This is a genomic window from Kitasatospora sp. NPDC001547 (assembly GCF_042894165.1).
Taxonomy (GTDB): Bacteria; Actinomycetota; Actinomycetes; order Streptomycetales; family Streptomycetaceae; genus Kitasatospora.
Genome location: NZ_JBIAVL010000012.1, coordinates 249,593 through 264,463, shown reverse-complemented (window position 1 = coordinate 264,463; position 14,871 = coordinate 249,593). Strand labels below are relative to the sequence as shown.

General features: G+C 74.7%; 10 protein-coding genes and 1 pseudogene. 8 read left to right on the top strand and 3 right to left on the bottom strand.

Annotated elements, in window-relative coordinates; all coding sequences use genetic code 11:
• Positions 1 to 140: 140 nt before the first annotated feature.
• Positions 141 to 818 (bottom strand): TetR/AcrR family transcriptional regulator, encoded by a 678-nt coding sequence (locus tag ACFY0X_RS23070; RefSeq protein WP_387757047.1) that lies wholly within the window; start codon positions 816 to 818, stop codon positions 141 to 143.
• 132 nt (positions 819 to 950) lie between these two features.
• Here ACFY0X_RS23070 and ACFY0X_RS23065 point away from each other — a divergent pair, with 132 nt between their 5' ends.
• The 4 genes from ACFY0X_RS23065 (at position 951) to ACFY0X_RS23050 (ending at position 7,409) form a co-directional block, all read left to right on the top strand.
• On the top strand, positions 951 to 2,660 hold the full coding sequence (locus ACFY0X_RS23065; RefSeq protein ID WP_387757045.1) for a carboxyl transferase domain-containing protein: 1,710 nt from the start codon (positions 951 to 953) through the stop codon (positions 2,658 to 2,660).
• 141 nt (positions 2,661 to 2,801) lie between these two features.
• Positions 2,802 to 5,060: a biotin carboxylase N-terminal domain-containing protein gene (locus tag ACFY0X_RS23060; protein ID WP_387757043.1), complete on the top strand. Its 2,259-nt coding sequence runs from the start codon at positions 2,802 to 2,804 to the stop codon at positions 5,058 to 5,060.
• Positions 5,057 to 6,043 (top strand): hydroxymethylglutaryl-CoA lyase, encoded by a 987-nt coding sequence (locus tag ACFY0X_RS23055; RefSeq protein ID WP_387757041.1) that lies wholly within the window; start codon positions 5,057 to 5,059, stop codon positions 6,041 to 6,043. Before ACFY0X_RS23060 ends, ACFY0X_RS23055 begins: the two co-directional genes overlap by 4 nt.
• Before the next feature lie 175 nt (positions 6,044 to 6,218).
• Positions 6,219 to 7,409 (top strand): acyl-CoA dehydrogenase family protein, encoded by a 1,191-nt coding sequence (locus tag ACFY0X_RS23050; protein WP_380668090.1) that lies wholly within the window; start codon positions 6,219 to 6,221, stop codon positions 7,407 to 7,409.
• Between the two features lie 158 nt (positions 7,410 to 7,567).
• On the opposite strand, the gene ACFY0X_RS23045 is transcribed toward ACFY0X_RS23050, so the two are convergent.
• Positions 7,568 to 8,044: a universal stress protein gene (locus ACFY0X_RS23045; protein ID WP_387757071.1), complete on the bottom strand. Its 477-nt coding sequence runs from the start codon at positions 8,042 to 8,044 to the stop codon at positions 7,568 to 7,570.
• Positions 8,045 to 8,473: 429 nt separating this feature from the next.
• On the opposite strand from ACFY0X_RS23045, the gene ACFY0X_RS23040 reads away from it, so the two are divergent.
• Both ACFY0X_RS23040 and ACFY0X_RS23035 read left to right on the top strand, forming a co-directional pair.
• Positions 8,474 to 8,761 (top strand): hypothetical protein, encoded by a 288-nt coding sequence (locus ACFY0X_RS23040; protein ID WP_387757039.1) that lies wholly within the window; start codon positions 8,474 to 8,476, stop codon positions 8,759 to 8,761.
• A 434-nt stretch (positions 8,762 to 9,195) separates the two neighbouring features.
• Complete coding sequence (locus ACFY0X_RS23035; protein ID WP_387757038.1) at positions 9,196 to 10,323, top strand: HAD family hydrolase; 1,128 nt, start codon at positions 9,196 to 9,198, stop codon at positions 10,321 to 10,323.
• 42 nt (positions 10,324 to 10,365) lie between these two features.
• On the opposite strand, the gene ACFY0X_RS23030 is transcribed toward ACFY0X_RS23035, so the two are convergent.
• Entirely contained in the window at positions 10,366 to 11,256 is an 891-nt protein-coding gene (locus ACFY0X_RS23030) for a GNAT family N-acetyltransferase (protein ID WP_387757036.1), read from the bottom strand.
• Positions 11,257 to 12,281: 1,025 nt separating this feature from the next.
• Here ACFY0X_RS23030 and ACFY0X_RS23025 point away from each other — a divergent pair.
• Positions 12,282 to 13,481: pseudogene (locus ACFY0X_RS23025) on the top strand (helix-turn-helix domain-containing protein); the annotation flags it as partial.
• Between the two features lie 701 nt (positions 13,482 to 14,182).
• The gene (orn, locus tag ACFY0X_RS23020) at positions 14,183 to 14,785 is read left to right on the top strand and encodes an oligoribonuclease (protein ID WP_387757035.1); all 603 of its coding nucleotides are present in this window, start codon (positions 14,183 to 14,185) and stop codon (positions 14,783 to 14,785) included.
• Positions 14,786 to 14,871: the final 86 nt, after the last annotated feature.

Below are 14,871 nucleotides of genomic sequence, written 5' to 3'. Positions count from 1 at the left end.
AGCTCTTCGGTCGTCACAACCCGATGCTGGACACCCTTCCTGCATGCCCGGAGCAGAACCGGCAAACCCAGCCCACTTCGGAACTACTCGTCTAGGCCTAGGGACGGGCCGCCTGCCGAGGCGCGCGGGGTCCGCAGGACTCAGGACCCGGCGGGCGCCGCATCGTCGCGAGGGCCGTCGCCGGGGCCGGCGGCGGAGTCCGCGGCCGCCGCGAACGCGCCGTGGGCGAGGGTGTGGAGCAGCGCGGCCATGCCGTCCCGCTGGAGGGCGGTGCGCTCCCCCTGGTCCGGGTTCGAGCCGAGGCTGTGCGGGGTGGAGTTGATCAGGCCGAAGACGGCGTGCACGGTGGCGCGCGCCACCGGCTCGGCGGCGGGGTCGGCCAGTGGCGGGTAGGCCTGCCGGACCACGTCCACCCACAGTTCGACGTAGCCGCGCTGGAGGCGGCGGACGGTGCGCCGGTCCTCCTCCTTGAGGTTCAGCAGCTCGCGGTCGTGCAGGGTGATCAGGTCCCGGTCGTCCAGGGCGAAGTCGACGTGGCCGCCGATCAGCGCGTCCAGTGCGGCGACCGGGCCTTCGCCGCCGCCCGCCCGGCGGCGCCCTTCGTCCAGCAGGCGCTCGCTGATGCCGATCAGCAGGTCCGCGAGCATCGCATCCTTGCCGGCGAAGTGGCGGTAGAGGCCCGGCCCGCTGATCCCGACGGCCTTGCCGATCTCGTCCACGCCCACCCCGAGGAAGCCGCGGGCGGCGAACAGCCTCGCCGCCTCCCGGCGGATCTGGTCGCGGCGGGGGAGCGCGGAGGCGGCGGGGACGTTCGGCATGCCGCCCATCGTAGACAGTCGGGTTATCGGCCGTTAACCTGGCCGCGTAAGTTAACGTTAATTAACGTGGCGATCACGGGCGGACCGCACCCGGCTGCCCACCTGGTGCCGAGGGCAAGGGAGCTCTTGGGAATGGTCATCTCAACCACCGGTACACCCCCCGGTGTCCGGCTCAGCGCAGCGACCGGCACGGCGGCGCCCGGCGCCGCACCGTCCGCGGCCGCCGCACCGGCCCCCCGGCTCGGCAGCTCGGTCGACCCCGGCTCGGAGGCCTACCGCGCCAACACCGAGGCGCACCGGGCCCTGGTCGCCGAGCTGCGCGCGAAGCTCGACGCGGCCGCCCTGGGCGGCGGTGCCAAGGCCCGCGCCCGGCACACCGCCCGCGGCAAGCTGCTGCCCCGCGACCGGGTGGACACCCTGCTCGACCCGGCGTCCCCCTTCCTGGAGCTGGCCCCGCTGGCCGCCGACGGGATGTACGACGGCGCCGCCCCCGCGGCCGGTGTGATCGCCGGCATCGGCCGGGTCGCCGGACGCGAGGTGGTGGTGGTCGCCAACGACGCCACCGTCAAGGGCGGCACCTACTACCCGATGACGGTGAAGAAGCACCTGCGCGCCCAGGAGGTCGCGCTGGAGAACCGGCTGCCCTGCGTCTACCTGGTGGACTCCGGCGGCGCCTTCCTCCCGATGCAGGACGAGGTCTTCCCGGACCGCGACCACTTCGGCCGGATCTTCTACAACCAGGCCAGGCTCTCCGCCGCGGGCATCCCGCAGATCGCCGCCGTGCTCGGCTCGTGCACGGCCGGCGGCGCCTACGTCCCGGCGATGAGCGACCAGGCCGTGATCGTCCGCAACCAGGGCACGATCTTCCTGGGCGGGCCGCCGCTGGTGAAGGCCGCCACCGGCGAGGTGGTCACCGCCGAGGAGCTGGGCGGCGGCGACCTGCACTCCCGCACCTCGGGCGTGACGGACCACCTGGCCGAGGACGACGCCCACGCCCTCTCCATCGTCCGCAACATCGTCGCCGGGCTCGGCCCGCGCGAGGCCAGGCCGTGGCCGCTCACCCCGGTCGAGCCGCCGGCCGTCGACCCGGCGGGCCTGTACGGGGCCGTGCCGGTCGACCCGCGCACGCCCTACGACGTGCGCGAGGTGATCGCCCGCCTGGTGGACGGCAGCCGGTTCGCCGAGTTCAAGGCCGAGTACGGTTCGACCCTGGTCACCGGCTTCGCCCGGATCCACGGCCACCCGGTCGGCATCGTCGCCAACAACGGCGTGCTGTTCTCCGAGTCGGCCCTCAAGGGCGCCCACTTCATCGAGTTGTGCGACCAGCGCGGCATCCCCCTCCTCTTCCTCCAGAACATCACCGGGTTCATGGTCGGCCGGCAGTACGAGGCGGGAGGCATCGCCAAGAACGGCGCCAAGATGGTCAACGCCGTCGCCTGCACCCGCGTCCCGAAGCTGACCGTGGTGATCGGCGGCTCGTACGGAGCCGGCAACTACTCGATGTGCGGCCGCGCCTACTCACCCCGCTTCCTGTGGATGTGGCCGGGCGCCAAGATCTCCGTGATGGGCGGCGAGCAGGCGGCCTCCGTCCTGGCCACCGTCCGCCGCGACCAGTTGGAGGCGCACGGCGAGCAGTGGCCGATCGAGGCGGAGGAGGAGTTCAAGCGCCCCGTCCGCGAGCAGTACGAGCGCCAGGGCAACGCCTACTACGCCACCGCCCGGCTCTGGGACGACGGCGTGATCGACCCGATGGACACCCGCACCGTCGTCGGTCTCGCCCTCACCGCCTGCGCCAACGCCCCGCTGGCACCGCCCGCTCCGTACGGGGTCTTCCGCATGTGACCCCGTCCCGTCCGGCTCGTGTCACCCCTGCGTCCGTGATCCCTCCCTTCCGGGTGTGACTCCCCGCAGCGCCGGCCCACCCGGGCCGGCGCCCCGCCACCTCCTTCGTACGGCTCCCCTCGACCCGGAGGAACGCCTCCCATGTTCGACACAGTTCTGGTCGCCAACCGCGGCGAGATCGCCCTGCGGGTGATCCGCACCCTGCGGCGACTCGGCGTCCGCTCGGTCGCCGTGTTCAGCGACGCGGACGCCGACGCGCCGCACGTCCGCGAGGCCGACGTCGCGGTCCGGCTCGGCCCGACCGACCGCAGCGACAGCTCGGCGGCCGAGACCTACCTGCGGACCGACCAGATCCTCGCCGCCGCCCGCCGCACCGGCGCCCAGGCCGTCCACCCCGGCTACGGCTTCCTCGCCGAGAACCCCGGCTTCGCCCGCGCCTGCGCCGACGCGGGCCTCGTCTTCATCGGACCACCTCCCGGTGCGGTCGAGCTGATGGGTGACAAGATCAACGCCAAGGAGGCCGTCCGGGCCGCCGGCGTCCCGGTGGTGCCCGGCAGCCAGGCCACCGCGCCCACCGACGAGCAACTCGTCGCCGCCGCCGACGAGATCGGCTACCCGGTGCTGCTCAAGCCGTCCGCCGGTGGCGGCGGCAAGGGCATGCGCCTGGTACGGGACCCCGCCGACCTGCCCACCGAGATCGCCGCGGCCCGCCGCGTCGCCCGCACCGCCTTCGGCGACGACACCCTGCTGCTGGAGCGCTGGATCGACCGGCCGCGCCACATCGAGGTGCAGGTGCTCGCCGACGCCCACGGCACCACCGTCCACCTCGGCGAGCGCGAGTGCAGCCTCCAGCGTCGCCACCAGAAACTGATCGAAGAGGCTCCCTCCGTTCTCCTCAATGCCGAGACCCGCGCCGCGATGGGCGCCGCGGCCGTCCGCGCCGCTGAGTCCTGCGGCTACACCGGCGCCGGCACCGTGGAGTTCATCGTCCCCGGCATCGACCCGGACGCCCTCGCCTCCTCCGCCGAAGGGGTGCGGGACTTCTTCTTCATGGAGATGAACACCCGTCTCCAGGTGGAACACCCCGTCACCGAACTCGCCGTCGCGGTCGGCGCGGACTCGGCCAGGCTCGACCTGGTCGAGTGGCAGCTGCGCGTCGCCGCCGGTGAACCGCTCTCATTCGCCCAGTCGGACATCTCCTTCCAGGGCCACGCCATCGAGGCCCGCATCTGCGCCGAGGACCCGGAACGGGACTTCCTGCCCACCGGCGGCCGCATCCTCACCCTGGACGAGCCCCGGGGCGAGGGCATCCGGGTCGACTCCGGGGTGGCCCCCGGAACCGTCGTCACCAGCGCCTACGACCCCATGCTCGCCAAGGTCATCGCGTACGGGCCCGACCGCCCGACCGCGCTGCGCCGGCTCCGCGCGGCGCTGGCCGACACCCGCATCCTGGGTGTCACCACCAACACCGGCTTCCTGCGCCGACTGCTCGCACACCCCGAGGTCGCCGCCGGCCGGCTGGACACCGGCCTGGTGGAGCGGACGGCCCAGGAGCAGCCGGCCCTGCTCACCGCGCCGTACTCCCCCACGAACGCGACCACCCCGGACGCGCCCGCGGCGGCCGAACCGCCGGCTCCCGCTCACCTCCTCTACTACGCGGCCGCGCTGGCGCGGCACCTGGAACTCACCCCGGCCGCCGACCCCGACGGCTGGACCGACCCGTTCTCCCTTCCCTCCGGCTGGCGCCTGGGCGGCACCCCCGCCTGGACCACCCACCGACTCCGGACCCCCGGCCAGGACCCGGTGGCGGTGCGCATCCGTTCGATCACTGCGGGCAACGTAGCCGATGCCACTGACAATTCCGCCGGCCCCACCCGCGAGGTGGAACTCCGGCTCGGCGAGGGCCCCGCGCACCGCGCCCGCGCGACCCTGGCCGGGGACCGGCTGCACCTGACCGTCGACGGCCTCCGGACCACGTTCTCGCTGGCCACCGACGCCACCCCCGGCCTCGCCGCCGGACCGGTGACCTGGCTCGGCACCGAGGGCGACGCCTGGCCGCTGCACGCCTACGACCCGGTCGTCGAGAGCGCCGCCGGGGCCGGCGCGCACCACGGCGCCCTGACCGCCCCGATGCCCGGCACCGTCACCGTCGTCAAGACCACGACGGGCGAGACGGTCCGCAGGGGACAGCCCCTGCTCGTGCTGGAGGCCATGAAGATGGAGCACGTGATCGCCGCGCCGCACGACGGCGTGGTGGCCGAACTGCGGGCCACGGCCGGCGCCACCGTCGCGATGGAGGACCTGCTCGTCGTGGTCGCCCCGGTCGAGGACCCGGCGGCCGGGGACGCCCCGGCCGAGCCGGCGGCCGCCCCCGCCGAGCCCGCGGAGGTCCGGTCGTGACCGCCCCCGCCCGCGAGCCCGACGCCCTCGACCTGGGCCTGCCCGCCCCGGTCCGCGCCCCCGGCCTGCCCGAGGAGGTCCGGATCCACGAGGTCGGACCGCGCGACGGCCTGCAGAACGAGAAGTCCCTGGTGCCGGTCGAGGTGAAGGCCGAGTTCATCGCCCGGCTCGCCGCCGCCGGTCTGCGCACCGTCGAGGCCACCAGCTTCGTTCACCCGAAATGGGTACCTCAGCTGGCCGACGCCGAGGAGCTGGTCCCCAGGCTCGCCGACCTGCCGGAGCGCCACCCCGGCCTGCGGCTGCCGGTGCTGGTGCCCAACGAGCGCGGCCTGGACCGCGCGCTCGCCCACCGCACCGCCGACATCGCGGTGTTCGCCAGCGCCACCGAGACCTTCGCCCGCCGCAACCTCAACCGCTCGGCGGACGAGGCCATGGCGATGTTCCGCCCGGTCGTGGCCCGGGCCACCGAGGCCGGGGTCGCGGTCCGCGGCTACCTTTCGATGTGCTTCGGCGACCCGTGGGAGGGCCCGGTCCCGGTCGACCAGGTGGTCCGGTACGGCGCGCAGCTGCTGGAGCTGGGCTGTGCGGAGCTGAGCCTCGGCGACACCATCGGCGTCGCCACCCCGGGCCAGGTCGGCGCCCTGCTGGCGGGCTTCGCCCGGGCCGGCGTCCCGGTCGACCGGCTCGCCGTGCACTTCCACGACACCTACGGCCAGGCGCTCAGCAACACCCTGGCGGCGCTGCGCGAGGGCGTCACCACGGTGGACGCCTCGGCGGGCGGCCTCGGCGGCTGCCCGTACGCGAAGAGCGCCACCGGCAACCTGGCCACCGAGGACCTGGTCTGGATGCTGCACGGCCTCGGCATCCGGACCGGCGTCGACCTGCGCTCCCTCATCGCGACCAGCGGCTGGATGGCCGAGCGCCTCGGCCGCCCGAGCCCGTCCCGCACCGTCCAGGCACTGCTCGGCTCCACCGGGGGCTGACCTTCCGCCCCGTCCCGGCGCCGGCCGTCCGCACCACCCGGCCGGCGCCGCGCTCCATCCGCACCGCTCGACATCCGTCCGTCCATCACATCGTGCGTCCGTCACACCGTCCGACGGACGCCGGTCACCCCGCTCACGTCCGCGGCCGACCCGGCCGGGCGCCAGGAGGATCACCATGCTCGACCACAGGCTCAGCAGCGAGTACGAGGAACTGCGGCGCACGGTCGCCGAGTTCGCCCAGGACGTGGTGGCGCCGAAGATCGGCGAGTTCTACGAGCGCGAGGAGTTCCCCTACGAGATCGTCCGGGAGATGGGGCGGATGGGGCTCTTCGGCCTGCCCTTCCCGGAGGAGTACGGCGGCATGGGCGGCGACTACTTCGCCCTCGGCCTCGCCCTGGAGGAACTCGCCCGCGTCGACTCCTCGGTGGCGATCACCCTGGAGGCCGCCGTCTCGCTCGGCGCGATGCCGATCCACCGCTTCGGCACCGAGGAGCAGAAGCGCGAGTGGCTGCCCCGGCTGACCTCGGGCGAACTCCTCGGCGCCTTCGGCCTCACCGAGCCGGAGGGCGGCTCGGACGCGGGGGCCACCCGCACCACGGCGCGCTACGACGAGGCCACCGACGAGTGGGTCATCAACGGCACCAAGTGCTTCATCACCAACTCCGGCACCGACATCACCGGACTGGTCACCGTCACCGCGCTCACCGAACCGATCGCTCGTTCGAGTGAAGAGGGCGAATTCCGCTCGCCTGTGCGGGAGATCTCGTCCATCATCGTGCCCACCGGGACCCCCGGCTTCCAGGTCTCGAAGAAGTACTCGAAGGTCGGGTGGAACGCATCCGACACCCGCGAACTGTCCTTTACCGACTGCCGCGTTCCCGCGGCCAACCTGCTGGGCGAGCGTGGCCGAGGCTACGCCCAGTTCCTGCGGATCCTCGACGAGGGCCGCATCGCGATCGCGGCCCTGGCCACCGGCCTGGCCCAGGGCTGCGTCGACGAGTCCGTGAAGTACTCCGGCGAGCGTCGGGCCTTCGGCCGGCCGATCGGCGCCAACCAGGCCATCCAGTTCAAGCTTGCCGACATGGAGCTGCGCGCCCACACCTCCCGCCTGGCCTGGCGGGACGCCGCTTCCCGGCTGCTGCACGGCGAACCGTTCAAGAAGGAGGCCGCGATCGCGAAGCTGTACTCGTCCGAGGCCGCCGTCGACAACGCCCGCGAGGCGACCCAGATCCACGGCGGGTACGGCTTCATGAACGAATTCCCGGTCGCCCGTTTCTGGCGCGACTGCAAGATCCTGGAAATCGGGGAGGGCACGTCTGAGGTCCAGCGCATGCTCATCGCCCGGGAGCTCGGCGTCGGTTCGTGACGACCATGTCCTGATCGTCACCTCCTGAGCCCCGCCCACCGGGTCTGAACACCACTCAACATGCGGCGCCACGGCGGGAGTCGGGGTGCCCGAACAGTGGAGGAGGCATCAGGAGGAGACCGGGGAGAGGCGTCGGGAGGCGCCTCGCCGACGAGGCCTCAGGGGATCACGATCACCGGGCGGTTGGCCCGCCGCGCCAGCCGCCCGGAGACCGAGCCGAAGATCTTGCCGAGCAGGCCGTGCGTCGTGCCGACGACGATCGCGTCGGCGGCGTACTCACGGCCGACCTCCTCGATCTCGTGGCAGATGTCCCCGCCGCGCTCGACCAGGATCCACGGCACCCCGGCGAGGAAGTCCGCACAGGCGAGTTCCAGGCCGAGCACCTCCGTCCGGTGGTCGGGGAGGTCGACGAAGACGGGCGGCTCGCAGCCAGCCCAGACCGTGGCGGGCAGGCGGTTGGCGACGTGCACGATCACCAGGCCGCACTGCGAACGGCGGGCCATGCCGACGGCGTAGGCGAGGGCGCGCTCGCTCGACAGCGAGCCGTCGAAGCCGACCACCACGCCGTGCTGGAACACCGGGTCGAGGGACGGTGCCGGCGCGTCCTGCCCGGACGGCTCGGCGTGTCCGCCCAGCGGGTCGGCCGAACCGGAGGGCGCCTGCGGGCGCTCTGCGCCCGGGCCCGGGCGGCCCGTCACCGGAGACCCCGCGGGGTCTGCCGGGGGCCCGCCACGCCGCTGGCGAGGCCCTGGGCGGTCACGGCGGGCGAGGCTGCCCCGACGGGCGAGGCCGCGCAGAGCGCGCGCGAAGCCCGGAGAACCGTCGCGCCCCGGGGCGGGCTCCCCTGGCTCCGTCGGTGGCGCGGCGTCGGCCGACCGGGCCTCGCCGGCCGCTCCGGACGTCCCGGCCTCCTCGGCGGCGTCGGCCGGCTCGCGCTCCGTCCGCCCGCCCGGGACGCGGCCCGAGGCCTCGGTGGGTTGCGCGTCGGCTCGTCCGGGGGCACGTCCGTCGGCAGGCCCGCCCGCGCGGTCGCCGCCCGCGCTGCGGTCACCTCCACTGCCGCCGTGCCGACTGCCGTCCCAGCCGCCGTCGTGGTCGTCCCGGAGGTGGTCGACGCGGTCGTCATCGCGGTGGTCGACGCGGTCGTCACCGCGCTGGTCGGCACGCACCTCGGCCCGGCCGTCGGAGCGGTCGGAGGCAGGCCCGCCGTCCGGGCCCACGCTGCGGGGCGTGTCCGGTTCAACCGGTCGGGGAGGCTCAAAACCAGCCATGGCTCACGGCTCTTCGATGGAGAGGGGCCGACAGGAGAGGAGGACAACGCTGCCCGGGCAGCAGGCCCGCCCACGGGATGACGTCGGTCTGCGCCGCGCAGCACCGTATGTGACCTGTTCCTTTCAGAGTACGACGGGCAGGGGGCCCCGCCCAACGGGGAAGCCCCGGAGCGGCGTCGTTCCCGCGAAAGGGGGATGCGCCCGCCGAGGCAGTGCGCCCCGCCGAGAGGCGATCGCGCCCCCTCCGGAAAGGAGGTTCCCTGGAGCTTGACTGAGCGGACCGGGCGGCGCAACAGCCCCACGGGACACCGTGACCGGACTGTCATGGATCGGCGACGATCCGTTGCGGCGCGTCGCGAACCGTGACGTCAGACCTGCCCCGACAGCCCCGGCCGCCCCACAGGCCACCACCCGCCACGGGCCCTCGGAGGCCGTTTCGGCCACTCCGTACGGCTTCGCGACGCCGTCTGGCATTTGCCAGGTGCATAGGCGTGGGCGCTGGCACCATGCTTGGCATGCCCCTGCTCCTGTTCGACCTCGACAACACCCTGCTGCCCCGGGACGCCGCGTACCGGGCCTGGGCGCAGGACCTCCTGTCCGAACACGATCTCCCACCGGGCGACCTCGACTGGTTCGTCACCCTCGACGGCGGCGGCTACGTACCGCGCAGCACCGTACTGTCGGCGGTCCGGCGCCGCTACGGGCTGGACGTCTCCGCCGACTTCCTGATTGCCCACTACCGACGCGGCATCAACTCCCACATCCACTGCCCGCCCCGGCACATCGAGGCGCTGCGTGCCGCCCGGGCCGCCGGGTGGACGCTAGGGATCGTCAGCAACGGCGGCACCCGGCCGCAGTTGGAGAAGATCCGGCGGACCGGACTGGGCCCGCTGGTCGACGGCTGGGTGATCTCGGAGGAGGCCGACTGCGTCAAGCCGGACCCGTTGATCTTCGAGCTGGCCGCCCAGCGGTGCGGCATCGCCCCCACCGGGGACTGGGCCGAACACACCTGGATGATCGGGGACCACGCGCCCGCCGACATCGCCGGTGCCGAACTGGCCGGGCTGCGCAGCGTCTGGCTGCACCACGGCCGGCCGTGGGCGGAGATCGGCTACCGGCCGACGCTGAAGGCGGCCGGTCTGCCGGAGGCCGTCGGCCAGGTGCTGGCCGCGCGGAACGCGCCCTCGCCCCGGCCGGGCGTCCGCTCCGACGGGCCGCTCCGGAAGGCGGCAGCGGGGATGCCGGTACGCGCGACGGCGCTGGTCGGCGCACGGTCCGGCGCACGTCCCGCGGTGGCCGCTCAGGAGGGTCCGAGTGCATCCGTCCCCGCCACCGCCGGGACGGTCGGCGAACCCGTCGCCGCAGGCGGGCCGGGTGTCCGAAACCGATCCAGCGGGTTTGCCGTGATCGCCGAAGCCCGCACGGAGGCCGGAGCGGGTGCCGGCGGCCGAGCGGGTGGCGGACCGGGCCGGGCCGCGGACGCCCTCCGCCCCGCACCGGTCCCGGCCGCCGTCCCGGCCGTCGTCACGGCCGCAGCCGTCCGCCCGACGCCCCTCGTCACCCGTTCCGGGGCCGGTAGCGCCGCATCCGCCGCCACACCCGCCATACCCGCCATACCCGCCACCGTGGCGGCCGCCCAGTAAGCGCCCCGCCCCCTACCCCTCCGCCTCCGCCGTCCCCGAGGCCTAACCCGCCCCGCCCGCCAGCCGTCGGCCGCTGTCGTCAGCCGCCGCGTGCCCCGCCCGCTCTCCTTGCCCCACCCGCCCCGGCTGCTCCGTCGGCTCCACCGACGTACTGGTCCACCAGCAGGTGCGGGCCCGCTCGACGAACCCGAGCTTGCGGTAGAGCGGTTCGCCGAGCGAGGTGGCGACCAGGGTGGCCGGGCGGTCGGGGTGCGCGTGGGCCAGGGCGGTCTGGAGGACGGCGCGGGCCACCCCCCGGCCGCGCCAGTCGGGCAGGGTGGTGACCCAGTACACGCCGGTGGCCCGGCCGTCGTCGTAGGTGAGGCAGGTGCCCGCCACCGCGCCGTCGACGCGGCCGAGCCAGCCCCGCCAGCCGGGCACGTCCAGCAGTCGTTCCGGGAGCGCCTCGCCCCGGACCCAGGGCTGTCGGGCGGGCAGCGGGAAGCCCTCCACCACCGCCCGCTCGACCATCGCGAAGCCGTCGCCGTCCCTCGCCTCATCGACCGTCAGCACCCCGCCCCCGTGGGCCTCCGAGACCGCGGGCAGGACGGCGGTGGCTCCCTCGACCGGTCCGGGGTCCCGGACCATCACCGGCATGACCGGCATCCGGGTGGCCCCGAGGCCGCTGAGGTCGAGCCCGTCGTACGGGTCCTCCACGGTGCAGCGTATGGTCGACCACTCGGTCATCAGGTCCGCCAACTCCTGCTCCAGTGCGCCCGGTTCGGCGTAGGGCCGGGTCACCACGAAGCGGTGGGCGTCGTCCGGGGTGCGGGCGCACCGGACCGCGGTCAGCCCCGGACGGGTGCGGGACCGCCAGCCGTGGACGCGGGCTTGGGCGAGCCAGAAGGCGGCGGCGTTGTCGTTGGCCCGTTCGAGCCGGCTGTCGGTGTTCACGGCAGGACCGTAACCCGGCGGTCCGGTTGCCGGTTCCGCCGTCCTGGGCTTGGCCGGATGAAGCCTGGGAGGCGCACGACTTCTCCCCGTGCGCCCCCTCGTGCACCGCCGATTTTCGGTCAATTTCGCGCCGATCCCTCCCGCTTGGGCAAATCCGCAGCCCAGACCTGCCGGCCGGGCGCACCGGAGCCGGACGCCCCAGGAACCGTCCCGCGACAACCAGCCACCGTTACCCCGGCCCTCTTCCCAGAAAGGTCGACGGGTGCCACGCTTCGTGATCGAATGCATCACGCCAAATTGCCATGTCGACATAGCGTCGGATGGTGAACTTGTCACAACGGCAATGGTCCGCCCGATAGATTTCGATCTTGGCTAGCAGTGCCGCACCACCCACACCACACCACCGAGGGGGCTTGAGCGCCTTGAGCAGGGTGAGCAGGAGCGACGCGGGTCCTGACAGCGGCCAGGAGGCGGCGGGGAACGCGGGTCGGTCCGCGAGAAGCACCGGCACCGCCTCGATCGCCACCACCCGCACCTCCGGCACTCCGGGCAGCTCGGGCGCCGCCTCGCACTCCCCGTACTCCGCGGTGCCCTCCCCCGGGACGGGCGGCGGCATCGGCCCCGGTGCGGCGCCGGGCGCCGCGGACCACGGCGCGACGGCGCCGTACGGGGGCCACCCCCCGTACGGCGGCCAACCCGCCTTCGGCGGCCAGTCGTCCTTCGGTGGACCGCCCTACGGCGGACAGCCCGTCAGCCGAGGATCCGTCAATCCCGGCCCGGCCTACGGCAGCGAACACCCGAACCATTCCGGCCATCCCGGACACCTCGCCCACCCGGGCCACCCCAACCATTCCGGCCACCCCGGCTACGGCGGCCACCCCGGCTACTCCGGCTACGGCGGCGGCACCCCGAGCCCGAACGGCGCCTCCGCCGCGGCCCCCGGCCCGGGCGGCGCCCCGCTCGGCGGCCTCGCGCTCGGCGCCGGCTCCGGCCACGGCTCCGGCCACGGACACGGGCACGCCCCGCTGGGGCACGGCGGCCCCGGTGCGAACGGCTCCCCGACCTCCGTGACGGCCTCCGCCCCGCGCAAGCTGTCCGGCCGGCGCCGCCGGGAGACCGTCGCGGTGCTGATCTTCGGCGGCGCCCCGATCTTCGAGAGCTCCATCCCGCTCTCCGTCTTCGGTGTGGACCGCCAGGACGCCGGGGTGCCCCGCTACCGCCTGCTGGTCTGCGCCGGGGAGGAGGGCCCGCTGGCCACCACCGGCGGCCTGACCCTCTCCGCCCCGTACGGCCTGGAGGCGCTCGCCCGGGCCGGCACGATCGTCGTACCGGCCTGGCGCTCGATCTCCCAGCCCCCGCCGGTCGAGGCGATCACCGCTCTGCGCAAGGCCCACCACGAGGGCGCCCGGATCATCGGGCTCTGCACCGGCGCCTTCGTCCTGGCCGCCGCCGGCCTGCTCGACGGCCGCCCGGCGACCACCCACTGGATGTACGCGCCGACGCTCGCCAAGCGCTACCCGCGGGTCCACGTCGACCCGCGCGAGCTGTTCGTCGACGACGGCGACGTGCTCACCTCGGCCGGCACCGCCGCCGGCATCGACCTCTGCCTGCACGTGGTGCGCAGCGACCACGGCGCCGAGGCGGCCAACGCGCTGGCCCGCCGACTGGTGGTGCCGAGCCGCCGCGGCGGCGGAGGACAGGCCCAGTACATCGATCAGTCTTTACCGGAGGAGATCGGCAACGACCCGCTGGCCGAGGTGGTCACGTGGGCGCTGGAGAACCTCAACCAGCAGTTCGACGTCGAAGTGCTGGCGGCTCGCGCGTACATGAGCCGGCGCACCTTCGACCGGCGGTTCCGCACGCTCACCGGCAGCGCGCCGTTGCAGTGGCTGATCACCCAGCGGGTGCTCCAGGCGCAGCGGCTGCTGGAGACCTCGGAACTGTCGGTGGACGATGTCGCGCGCCGGTGCGGGTTCCGTTCGCCGGTGGCGCTGCGCGGACACTTCCGCCGCCAGCTCGGGGTCTCCCCGGCCGCGTACCGGACCAGCTACCGGGCCCGTCGGCCCGGTCAGCAGCCGTCCGCGTCGACCGGTCCGCTCGGCGACCTCCGGCTGCCCGGAGCGCTGCCCCATCCGGCGGGCGGGCCGGTGTTCGGCGGGGCGCACGGCGTGCCGTCGGCGCAGCCGTTCCCGGCCGGGCCGGGGTCGCCGGTGCCGGTCGGTCCGCACGGCCAGCAGGTGGCCCACGGCCAGCACGGTCAGCAGCTCGGGCACGGGCAGTCGGGAGCGCACGGCCAGCCCGGCGGGTTCGGTCCGGGCCAGGTCGGGACGCCGGCCGGCCAGCCCTTCCACGCCCGCGCCGGTCAGCCGTACCCGCACCAGCAGTCCGCGCAGCAGCCGCACCCCGGGCAGCAGGGTGCGGCGGGCCGCGGCCCGCTGCGGCCTCCGGTCGTTCCGCCGCAGGCCGGACCGGGCGCGGGGACCGGACGTCCGCCGCGCACCGCCGAGCACGCTGCGGCGGAGGACGGCCTCCCGCAGCCGGGGGCCCGCGGCCAGGGCCAGGGTCATCGCAGCGCGGCCGAGCGGCCCGCGGACGAGCCGGGTGCGGCCGGGCGCGGTCACGGCGCGGCCGCCGGACGGATGCCGGCCCAGGCCGGGCAGCCGGGCTCCGGGGCGGGCGAGCTCCGCGGTCGCCAGGCCCGGGCTCCGCAGGCCCGTGGCCAGGCCGGCCGGCCCGCGGCCGAGGGTGCCCGGGCGGCGCGCGAGGCCCGGACCGGACGGGACGGCCACGCGGTCCGGACCGGCCGGGAGGGCGAGCACCCGGACGGCCACGGCGCGCACGACGGGCCGGAGGAGCACCAGGCCGAGGCGCCCCGCTCGGCTCCACCGGTCCCCGCGGCGCGTGATCGCGCCGTAGGGTGAGTTGCGTGAATGACCGTTTGGTATGGATCGACTGTGAAATGACCGGCCTCGACCTCGTCCAGGACGCCCTGGTCGAGGTCGCGGTGCTGGTGACGGACTCCGAGCTGAACATCCTCGGCGAGGGCGTGGACGTCATCATCCGGCCGCCGGCGGAGGCGCTGGCGAACATGCCCGAGGTGGTGCGCACGATGCACACCGCCTCCGGGCTGCTGGAGGAGCTGGAGCAGGGCGTGACCCTGGCCGAGGCCGAGGCCCGGGTGCTCGCCTACGTGCGCGCGCACGTGCCGGAGGCCGGGAAGACCCCGCTGTGCGGCAACTCGGTGGCCACCGACCGCGGCTTCCTGGCCCGGGACATGCCGACCCTGGAGAAGCACCTGCACTACCGGATCGTGGACGTCTCCTCGATCAAGGAGCTGGCCCGCCGCTGGTACCCGAAGGCGTACTACAACAGCCCGCGGAAGGGCGGCAACCACCGGGCGCTCGCCGACATCCGGGAGAGCATCAACGAACTGCGGTACTACCGCGAGGCGGTGTTCGTCCCGCAGCCCGGCCCGGACGCCGACACCGCGCGGGCGATCGCCGGGAAGTACCAGGCCCCGGCGGGCTGAGCCCGGGCCCGCCCGGCAGGCCGAGCCAGGGTCCCGCCCGGCGAGCGGGGCCCGGAACTGTCCGGCGAGCCGGGCCCGGCCGCCCG

Coding starts and splice junctions, on each gene's coding strand:
- ACFY0X_RS23060 (WP_387757043.1), top strand. CDS start 2,802: ATGTTCGACACAGTTCTGGTCGCCAACCGCGGCGAGATCGCCCTGCGG.
- ACFY0X_RS23035 (WP_387757038.1), top strand. CDS start 9,196: ATGCCCCTGCTCCTGTTCGACCTCGACAACACCCTGCTGCCCCGGGAC.
- ACFY0X_RS23065 (WP_387757045.1), top strand. CDS start 951: ATGGTCATCTCAACCACCGGTACACCCCCCGGTGTCCGGCTCAGCGCA.
- ACFY0X_RS23050 (WP_380668090.1), top strand. CDS start 6,219: ATGCTCGACCACAGGCTCAGCAGCGAGTACGAGGAACTGCGGCGCACG.
- ACFY0X_RS23070 (WP_387757047.1), bottom strand. CDS start 818: ATGCCGAACGTCCCCGCCGCCTCCGCGCTCCCCCGCCGCGACCAGATC.